Source organism: Bradyrhizobium valentinum, assembly GCF_001440405.1.
GTDB classification, from domain to species: domain Bacteria; phylum Pseudomonadota; class Alphaproteobacteria; order Rhizobiales; family Xanthobacteraceae; genus Bradyrhizobium; species Bradyrhizobium valentinum.
This window is the reverse complement of the sequence record NZ_LLXX01000079.1, coordinates 31,047-39,888: the sequence shown is the minus strand read 5'-3', so window position 1 is coordinate 39,888 and position 8,842 is coordinate 31,047. Positions and strand designations below refer to the sequence as shown.

Genomic DNA, 8,842 nt, shown 5'->3' with positions numbered 1-8,842 from the left:
CGGCGCGCCGCAGGCCGCACCGCGCGGTGGCGGCGGACCGGGCGGTGGTGGCGGAGGCCCCGGTCGGGACAGGCGCTAATGAACGAGAAGCCCGGCCTTGAGCCGGGCTTTTCCTGCTCGACGAGTTGCTGGCGGCCTGACAGGCCGCGGAGGAGTATCCGATGAAATCGCTCTTGCTGCTCACGGCGAGCGGTCCGCTGCTCATTCTCACATCGCACGAGTCCTTGCGCGATCAGAAGCTCCTTGAAGTGCTCAAGCACAAAGGGATCGGCAAGTTCGTCGCGTTTGAGGTTCCATTGTCGCTCGCCAAGGAGCGCTATGGCGGGCATTTTCAGGCGGTCGAGAGCAATCTGCACGAGACCGATGATTTGAGGATCCTCGACTTCAACGGCCAGCGGATCTTTCAGCTCTTCCGTTTCGATGAACTCAGTTCACCGATCCTGCAAGAACAGCGAGCGTAACTTGTTACGCCTTCTTCACGAATTCCGATTTCAGATTCATCGCGCCGATGCCGTCGATCTTGCAGGCGATGTTATGGCCGTCGGTCGCCTCGGTCAGGCGGATGTTCCTGACCTTCGTTCCGCCTTTGACGACCGATGACGATCCCTTGACCTTGAGATCCTTGATGACGATGACGCTGTCGCCATCGACCAGCAGATTGCCGTTGATATCGCGGACGCCCGGCTCGGGCGAGGCCTCCGCGGCTGCCGCCGCCTCGACGCTCCATTCATGCGCGCATTCCGGGCAAACCCACAGGCCGCGATCCTGATAGGCGTGCTCGGAATTGCATGCCGGGCATTTCATTGCATCGTCCATAATCGGTCTCGTTCCCCTCTTGGCGGGGCGCACCGTAGGGTCATGCCCGGGCAAATCAAGCAAAAAAGGGGAGGTCGTCCGATGGCTGATGGCATCGGCTGACTGCTACGCAAGCACGAAGCAAACGCGTTGTTAAGAATTGCCGCGCGCTGATTTACGCGATTCCGATTCGTTCTTTGCGAACAAAATGGAGTCGGATGGAGAACAAAGCTGTGGTGGTGCTTGTCTCTCTGCTTCAGGTGCGTGTCGGCTGGAGTTATGATCATCCGACCGAGCAGGGCGCGAATTCATGGCGAAGAAAACGGGCAAGCGGGTATCGCGGCATACGGTTCTCGTGATCGACATCGGTGGTTCGCGCGTGAAGGTCATGACGAGCAGGGAGCGAACCAGGCGCGCGTTTGCGTCCGGTCCCGAGCTATCAGCGAAAGTGATGGTAAGGAAGGTCAAGGCGCTGACGAAAGACTGGTCCTATGACGTCATCTCGGTCGGGTATCCGGGGCCTGTGGCCAACAACCGGCCCTTGTCGGAGCCTCACAATCTCGGTCGGGGGTGGGCCGGTTTCAATTTCGAAAAGGCCTTCGGCCGCCCGACGAAGGTTGTCAATGATGCGCTGATGCAGGCGATCGGCAGCTACCAGGGCGGCCGAATGCTTTTCTTAGGGCTCGGAACGGGTCTTGGCTCCGCGATGATCGTCGATGGCATTCTGGAGCCGATGGAGCTCGCTCACCTGCCGTACCATGGCGGCAAGACGTTCGAGCAATGCGTCGGCGCCGCAGCCCTCAAGCGCGTTGGCAGGAAGAAATGGCAACGCGCGGTCGATGAAGTCCTGAGGCGTCTGCTCGCTGCACTGGAACCGGATTACGTCATGCTGGGCGGCGGAAACGCCGACAAGGTCGACAAGCTGCCGCGCAAGGTCCGCCTCGGCGCCAACACCAACGCGTTCGAGGGTGGATTTCGACTGTGGAAGAAGGGGGCACGCGATAAACGCACTTTGCAGCTTCGCTGACACCTCATAAGCTGAAGTCAGCCGAACGCGCCCCACCTCTGGCCATGGGATCGACGACCGGAGGAAGGAGAGAGAACAGCGCAAAGCTGCGAAGTGGCGCATGGCGTGCAAGGGAGGATACCGATGCCGCTACCCGTCGACCGACGTCGCGCGCTTGCGCTCCTTGGCTCTTTTGTCGCCGCGCCATGGCTGGCGCCGCGTGTGGGCCGCGCCGCGGAGGCCTGGCCGATCCGCCCCGTGAAGTATGTCAACGGCTTTCCGGCCGGCGGCGCCACCGACACGCTCTCGCGCCTGCTCTGCCAGAAGATGAGCGAACTGTCCGGACAGTCCTTCGTGGTCGAGAACAAGGCCGGCGCCGGCGGCGTGCTGGGCGCGGACGCGGTCGCAAAAGCGCCGGCGGACGGCTATACGATCGGGCTCGGCGGCATTGCTTCCAATGTGCTCGCGATCGGCAGCTACGCCAAGCTGCCGTATCGGCCCCGCGAGGATTTCACCTTCATCACCGGCATGTGGCAATTGCCGAACATCCTGAGCGCGAAGAAGGACCTGTTCTCCGCGGATCTGAAGGAATTGCTCGCGGCGTTCAAGAAGGAGCCGGGCAAATACACCTACGCGTCCGCCGGCTTCGGCACGACGCTGCATCTCTCCGGCGAGATGCTGAACAGCATGGCCGGCGTCCAGGTCCGCCATGTGCCCTATCGCGGCGCCGCGCCGGCGCTGAACGACCTGCTCGGCGGCAATGTCGATCTGTTGTTCGACAATCTGCCGGGCTCGCTGCCGAGCGTGCGCTCCGGCGCGATCAGGCCGGTCGCGGTTACCGCAAAGAAACGCCTGGCGGAGCTTCCCGACGTGCCCGCGATCGCCGAACTGTTGCCTGGCTACGAGATGACCTCATGGACCGCGCTCATTGCGCCAGCGAACATGCCGCCCGACCTCGTCGCGCAGATCAATGCGCTCACCGCAAAGGCCCTCAACGATCCTGGCTGAAACAGCGCTACGCCGATTTAGGCGCCACCACCTGGCCGACCACGCCGCCGGAGATCTTGGCCTATCGCGACAGTGAGGAGGCGCGGCTGCTGCCGATCATGAAGGCGGCCGGGATTAAGCCGGAAGGTGGGGGGTGAGGGCAGAGAAGTAGGGAACCGCCGCGAAATCGCCTCAACTGCCGAAATTTCGTGCTGTTCCGCGATGGCTCGTGTCGGAACATACTACCCCTGCCGCCCGTTCTAACTGATGTAACAGCTCAACGCGCTCGACAGGAGTGGTTCATGCGAAATGTCATTCTTCCAATCGTCACCGCCTTGGCGCTTGGCGCAGCGACACCTGCCGTCGCCATCGATTCCGGTGACCAGATTTCGATGGAGACCGCGCTCGACGTCGCGACCGGTCTCGGCGTCATGACGGTGTCCTATACCCAGTTCCAAGGCGATCAGTGGGAGATCAAAGGCCGCGACCGCGCGGGCCGCTGGATGGAAGTCTATGTCGACTCGCGAACCGGCGAGGTGCGCCACCTGAATCGCGGATGGTAGTCGCGTTCGTCCCGGCGTCAGCGAATAGCCGGCATGAGCGGGTGCAAGTTGTGATTGGCCGATAGATCAGCCCGGATGTCGCTGCGCTCATCCGGGTTACGCTTGCTGAATGCGGAAACACGCCGCGCTATTCCACCTTACGGGTTAGTCGCTGCAATCCATGAAAAATGAAAAATATCGCAAGAGCCAAAAGGGCGACACTTGGCCAGAAGTAGAGGGCGTGCGCTTCATAGTAGCGGCCAGGCAGATATGGGAATTCGCCTTGCAGTAGAAATGTGCCGATCATGACCATTGGAAATGTGTAGATTGCAATCCAAATATTGGCGAGGCCATCAGGGTTCGATCTGGAAAAGGCTAGCCAGATACCCATTGCTCCCGCGATATAGAAGGCGGGCACGATAAATTTCATCAGCCCGAACAGTCTGGACAGCATGCTTCTCATGTTGTCGGCCAACTTAAGCTCATTCGCCTACAAGCAAAAGGCCGCTCTTTCGGGCGATCGTAGCCCGGATGGAGCCAACGGGTCGCGCGAATGCGCGCCCCGCGACGAGCGCAATTGCGCTCGCACGGTGATGACAGGCTCCGCGCAATCCGGGATCACTCTGACACCGCCCCGGATTTCGCTGCGCTGCATCCGGGCTGCTTGCGGCATCCGTGCTACGCAAGCACGAAGCGCCAATGTGCCGGCACTTCCCCTTGACATGTTCCCGCTCCGCCGCCCGAATGGCGAACAGCGCATAAGCGCGGCGTCGCGGTGTCGCACCCGGCGTATCAAAAACAAAGGGGGAGGATTTGCGAATGCTTCGCCATGTCAGGAATTTCGCGCTTGCGGCGCTTGCGGCCGCAAGCCTGCTCGGTGCCGGAAACGCGCAAGGAGCCTTTCCGGAGCGGCCGATCACGCTGATCGTGCCGTGGGCCGCCGGCGGCGGCACCGACGCGGTCGCCCGCCAGATCGCCCACATGCTGGAACGCGATCTCAAGCAGCCGGTGAACGTCGTGAACCGCACCGGCGGGTCGGGCGTGGTCGGCCACCAGGCGATCGCCACCGCCGCGCCTGACGGATACACGTTCGGCCTCATCACGCTGGAGATCAACCTGATGCACTGGGTGGGGCTCACCGATCTCACCTTCGAGAAGTATACGCCGATCGCGCTGGTCAACCAGGACCCCGCCGCGATCCACGTGAAGGCGGACTCGCCCTACAAGACCGTCAAGGAGCTGTTCGCGCATATCAAGGCGAACCCGAACAAGGTGGTGGCCTCGGGCACGGGGCAGGGCGGAAGCTGGCATGTCGCGCTCGCCGGCCTGATGCAGGCCGACGGCGTTTCGCCGAGCTCGATCCGCTGGGTGCCGTCCACTGGCGCTGCGACCGCGCTGACCGATCTGGCGGCCGGCGGCGTCGACTTCGTCGCGTGCTCGATGCCGGAAGCCGAGGCGCTGCTCAAGGCGGGGCGTATCCGCAGCCTCGTGTTCTTCTCGCCCAACCGCGCGCCGAACTTCCCTGATGTGCCGACCACCGAGGAAGCGACGGGTCACAAGTGGCACAAGGGTGTGTGGCGCGGCTTTGCGGCGCCCAAGGACCTGCCGAAGGAGATTGCCACGCAGTACGAGACCGCGATCAAGAAGATCTGGGACAGCGCGGAGTTCAAGGAGTTCATGAACAGGCGCGGCTTCGACATGATCTATCTGGATTCGGCTGGCTTCGCGGAGTTCATGAAGGCGGACAACGAGGACAACGGCAAAGCGCTGAAATCGCTCGGGCTGGCGAAGTGAATGAATGAAGTGAGCTATGGCGGAGCGTAGCAACCGCTTGCGGCTCCGGGCGACTGAGGCGCTAACGCCGAATTAATCTGATCAGCCTATAGTCTCAGGCAGTTCTAGTTGGGTGCCGCGTAAAGGAGCCGTCGCGAGGGACGATCCGGCGACGGCTCCTTTTTTGTTCACTCATTTGAGGTTATTGCACGTGACCAAGACATCGGAAGAGCAGAGCCAAGGCGAACAACCCGCATCCACGACACCGAGCAAGCCATCGAGCCGGAAATCGGTTTTGGGGCTGGCGGTATTCGCTCTTGGAATAAACAGTGCTGCGGCCGTCTATACAATGACGCCTTCCGATTTTGCCCTGCCAAATGTCAGCATGTTGGCCGATCTGATTCCGCACCAGAAGGTTTCCGATCTCATGGCTGACTTGGCTGGCGCCGCATCGAAGGATGTTCCCTCGGCCCAGCAGCAGCACGTTGCCGCTCTGCAAGAGAATAGCTCCCTGTTGCAGCAAAACGCAGCGCTTCTTCAGCAGGATTCAATTGCGCTTGCGTCTCTAAGACAGAGCGTCGCAGACGAGCAGGTCGTCGTGAAGAAAATATCCGCTCAGATCAGGGATGAACATGAAGACGTGAAGAAGATCTCTGTTCAGATTTCCACGCTGATCGCGAAGGTCGACTCGCTGAAAAATGCAATGACCCCGGAAGTAACTTCGTCCATTTCAACAAGGCACGCTCGTAACCGGCTATCCCGCGTAATGCGCAAAAAGATGGCTCGGCAGTCCAAGCCTGCGGGACCCGTTTCGGTTGGAGGAGCAGTCCTGAGTGTCCCGGCTACCACGCCAGCTTCACAAAGCTAAAAGACAGCAGAGCGAGGCGCGGGCATCGGTCCCGCGCTTTCCGGACCTATTTGAAGAAGTGGTAGATCCCATTCAGGCCGAGAAGGCCGGTGATAATCAGATAGACCGCCACTGCGACGCTGACGATGCGGGGCGCCATCAGCAGAAACACGCCCGCGGCCAAGGTGACGAGTGGCAATAGGGGGCTGGCTGCATCGGGATGCATCCGGCATTTATACCAGATTCGATGGCCCTTGCGCGATCGACAGTGACCTGCCTATGCGGCTGGCGCCGACCGGCCGGCGGCATCAAAATCGCGAAAACAACCCCATGCAAAGTAGCGAGCGTAGGCCCGGGGCTGGGCTAATCCGTCGCTGCGCCCGTATCGTAGGGCGACTAACGCCACATGCCGCGCATGCGCTCACGAATATCGATCTGCACGGCTTGATTGGGCGTCGCGCGTGCCGCCCCGGGGCTGCCGCCGGCCATATCTGCCGATCGAACAGCTTCACGAGATGGTCCGGTATGAATCGCGTCCGCGACGCATAGACATGGCGGTCGCCGCGGGCCTGCTGGCCATGCACGAAGAAGCGCTGCGGCACGATCAGGTGCAGATCGTCCTTGGCGCGCGTCATCGCGACATAAAGCAGGCGCCGCTCTTCTTCGAGTTCGGCCGTGGTGCCGGCGCCGAGATCAGACGGCATGCAGCCGTCGACGACGTTCAGGGCGTACACTGACTTCCATTCCTGCCCCTTCGCCGAGTGGATCGTGGACAGGATCAGATAGTCTTCGTCTCGCAGGGGCGGGCCGGAGCGATCGCTGGTGGCGTCAGGCGGATCGAGCGTGAGCTCGGTCAGGAAGCGCTCGCGGGAAGAATAACCCGAAGCAATCTGCTCGAGCTGTAGCAGGTCGGCGAGCCGCACCTCGGCATCCTCGTGGATGCGCTCCAGATGCGGTGTATACCAAAGCCTTATGCGCTCGATGTCAGCAGGCCATTCCGAATAGCCGATATTGCCGAGCGTTTCGACGAAGGCGGTCCAATCCTGTCCGGCGCGCGGCGGCGTCGGCAGCGCTGCGAGCGCGGCGATGGGATCGGCTGCGACAGTGGTTTGATCGAGAATGCGTTGCGCTGACGCCGGGCCGATGCCGGGCAGCAGATGCAGCACGCGGAATCCGGCGACGCGGTCGCGCGGGTTCTCGACGAACTTGAGCAGCGCCAGCACGTCCTTGACCTGGGCGGCATCCAGAAACTTCAGGCCGCCGAACTTGACGAAGGGAATATTGCGCCGCGTCAGCTCGACCTCCAGTGGGCCGCTATGCGACGATGTCCGGAACAGGACGGCCTGCTCCTTGAGCCGCGATCCTTCCTCGCGGTTCGCCAGCACCTGCTCGACGATGTAACGCGCCTGGTCGGCCTCATCGCGAACGGTAACGAGACGCGGCAGCCTGGCCGAATGGCGCTCGGTCCAGAGATTCTTGGTGAAGCGTTCCCTGGCAAGCCCGATCACGCCATTGGCGGCGGCGAGGACCGGCTGGGTCGAGCGATAGTTGCGGTCGAGCGTGACGATCTCCGCCCGCGGGCTGAAATGGTCGGGAAAATCCAGAATGTTCCGGACGGTGGCCGCACGAAACGAATAGATCGATTGGGCGTCGTCGCCCACCACGGTGAGGCCGCGCCCATCCGGCTTGAGCGCCAGCAGGATCGTCGCCTGCAGCCGGTTGGTGTCCTGATACTCGTCGACCATGACATGATCGAACCGGCCGCCGATCTCCTGCGCGATGGCGGGCTCGGATACCATCTGCGACCACCACAGCAGGAGATCGTCATAGTCGAGCACGTTCTGCTTCTGCTTGGCATCGACGTAAGCGGCGAACAGTTGCTTGAGCTCATCGGCCCATCCCGAACACCAGGGATAGTGCTGTCCAAGTACCGTCTCGATCGGCATCTGCGCGTTCACGCAGCGGGAATAAATCGCAAGACAGGTGCCCTTGGTGGGAAAACGAGACTCGGTCTTTGAAAATCCGAGCTCGTGGCGCACCAGGTTGAGCAGGTCGGCCGAGTCCTCGCGATCATGGATGGTGAAGGATGGATCGAAGCCGATCGTTTCGGCATATTCGCGCAGCAGCCGCGCTCCGATGCCGTGAAAGGTTCCAGCCCAAGTCAGCGCCTCCGTTATGATGCCGGCCTTGTCGCCGAGCACGCGGCGCGCGATGCGTTCCACTCGCTGCGTCATCTCGGCGGCGGCACGGCGTGAAAACGTCATCAGCAGCATGCGGCGGGGGTCGGCGCCTTTGATGATGAGGTGGGCCACACGATGAGCGAGCGTGTTGGTCTTTCCGGATCCCGCGCCGGCGATGACCAGCAGCGGCGCGCCGATGGTTCCATCAGGCGCGATGCCGTGCTCGACGGCCCGGCGCTGCTCCGGATTGAGGCTTTCCAGGTATTGATCGGTCGTTTCAGCCAGCACGAATCACCCCATGTCATCAGAAGGTCGGCCGATTCGCCGGCAGTCGCAACGACGAATGTCCGCCCCATCTCGTTCTCAGGCAAACGCGTTGTTAAGGATTGGCCCGCGCTGATTTGCCCTGATGTGATTCGTTCCTTGCGAACAAAATGGAGTCGGATGGCGAACAAAGCTGTGGTGCTGCTTCACGAGTGAGTAGGGCGGGTTAGTCGTACTGAGTCAGACGGTCGCAGTCATTGAGGCTGAGAATCAAGTAATTGAGGAGATTCAATATTTGGCGCGCGGAGGGCCAGATGAATCTCGATCAGGGTGGAGATAGCGAAACGCGGTTTGCGGAGTATGTAGCCGGTCTTGGAAGCGTGATCGGTCACGTGGAGCGGACGAGACCGCTGCGCGACTATTGCACGGGCCTGATGCTGCTTGGGGG

9 protein-coding genes and 1 pseudogene are annotated in these 8,842 nt (G+C 61.6%); 6 read left to right on the top strand and 4 right to left on the bottom strand.

Annotation, left to right across the window (positions count from 1 at the left end):
- Positions 1 to 173: 173 nt before the first annotated feature.
- Positions 174 to 461 (top strand): cytosolic protein, encoded by a 288-nt coding sequence (locus CP49_RS12985; RefSeq protein ID WP_245310673.1) that lies wholly within the window; start codon positions 174 to 176, stop codon positions 459 to 461.
- A 4-nt stretch (positions 462 to 465) separates the two neighbouring features.
- Here CP49_RS12985 and CP49_RS12980 read toward each other — a convergent pair whose 3' ends face one another.
- Positions 466 to 816 (bottom strand): zinc ribbon domain-containing protein YjdM, encoded by a 351-nt coding sequence (locus tag CP49_RS12980; RefSeq protein WP_057850642.1) that lies wholly within the window; start codon positions 814 to 816, stop codon positions 466 to 468.
- Between the two features lie 289 nt (positions 817 to 1,105).
- Here CP49_RS12980 and CP49_RS12975 point away from each other — a divergent pair, with 289 nt between their 5' ends.
- The 3 genes from CP49_RS12975 to CP49_RS12965 all read left to right on the top strand — a co-directional run bounded on the left by CP49_RS12975 (position 1,106) and on the right by CP49_RS12965 (position 3,351).
- Positions 1,106 to 1,822 carry an ROK family protein gene (locus CP49_RS12975; RefSeq protein ID WP_057850641.1) on the top strand — a complete coding sequence of 239 codons (717 nt, stop codon included), beginning with the start codon at positions 1,106 to 1,108 and terminating at the stop codon, positions 1,820 to 1,822.
- Positions 1,823 to 1,945: 123 nt separating this feature from the next.
- On the top strand, positions 1,946 to 2,809 hold the full coding sequence (locus CP49_RS12970) for a Bug family tripartite tricarboxylate transporter substrate binding protein (RefSeq protein ID WP_057850640.1): 864 nt from the start codon (positions 1,946 to 1,948) through the stop codon (positions 2,807 to 2,809).
- A gap of 281 nt (positions 2,810 to 3,090) precedes the next feature.
- Entirely contained in the window at positions 3,091 to 3,351 is a 261-nt protein-coding gene (locus tag CP49_RS12965; protein WP_057850639.1) for a PepSY domain-containing protein, read from the top strand.
- 127 nt (positions 3,352 to 3,478) lie between these two features.
- Here CP49_RS12965 and CP49_RS12960 read toward each other — a convergent pair whose 3' ends face one another.
- Positions 3,479 to 3,805, bottom strand: coding sequence for a hypothetical protein (locus CP49_RS12960; protein WP_156438357.1), 327 nt, complete (start codon positions 3,803 to 3,805; stop codon positions 3,479 to 3,481).
- 344 nt (positions 3,806 to 4,149) lie between these two features.
- Here CP49_RS12960 and CP49_RS12955 point away from each other — a divergent pair, with 344 nt between their 5' ends.
- Positions 4,150 to 5,124, top strand: a complete 975-nt coding sequence (locus CP49_RS12955; protein ID WP_057850637.1) for a tripartite tricarboxylate transporter substrate binding protein — start codon at positions 4,150 to 4,152, stop codon at positions 5,122 to 5,124.
- A 190-nt stretch (positions 5,125 to 5,314) separates the two neighbouring features.
- A complete protein-coding gene (locus tag CP49_RS12950) occupies positions 5,315 to 5,971 on the top strand; it encodes a hypothetical protein (protein WP_245310672.1) in 657 nt (218 codons plus the stop codon).
- A 46-nt stretch (positions 5,972 to 6,017) separates the two neighbouring features.
- Here CP49_RS12950 and CP49_RS42700 read toward each other — a convergent pair whose 3' ends face one another.
- Positions 6,018 to 6,176 (bottom strand): DUF3096 domain-containing protein, encoded by a 159-nt coding sequence (locus tag CP49_RS42700; RefSeq protein WP_082646000.1) that lies wholly within the window; start codon positions 6,174 to 6,176, stop codon positions 6,018 to 6,020.
- A 170-nt stretch (positions 6,177 to 6,346) separates the two neighbouring features.
- Positions 6,347 to 8,418 (bottom strand): annotated as a pseudogene (locus CP49_RS12945) (ATP-dependent helicase).
- Positions 8,419 to 8,842: the final 424 nt, after the last annotated feature.

Bases quoted from the DNA above. Each gene is read 5' to 3' on its own strand.
- CP49_RS12980 (WP_057850642.1), bottom strand. From the start codon at position 816: ATGGACGATGCAATGAAATGCCCGGCATGCAATTCCGAGCACGCCTAT.
- CP49_RS12975 (WP_057850641.1), top strand. From the start codon at position 1,106: ATGGCGAAGAAAACGGGCAAGCGGGTATCGCGGCATACGGTTCTCGTG.
- CP49_RS12970 (WP_057850640.1), top strand. From the start codon at position 1,946: ATGCCGCTACCCGTCGACCGACGTCGCGCGCTTGCGCTCCTTGGCTCT.
- CP49_RS12965 (WP_057850639.1), top strand. From the start codon at position 3,091: ATGCGAAATGTCATTCTTCCAATCGTCACCGCCTTGGCGCTTGGCGCA.
- CP49_RS12955 (WP_057850637.1), top strand. From the start codon at position 4,150: ATGCTTCGCCATGTCAGGAATTTCGCGCTTGCGGCGCTTGCGGCCGCA.
- CP49_RS42700 (WP_082646000.1), bottom strand. From the start codon at position 6,176: ATGCATCCCGATGCAGCCAGCCCCCTATTGCCACTCGTCACCTTGGCC.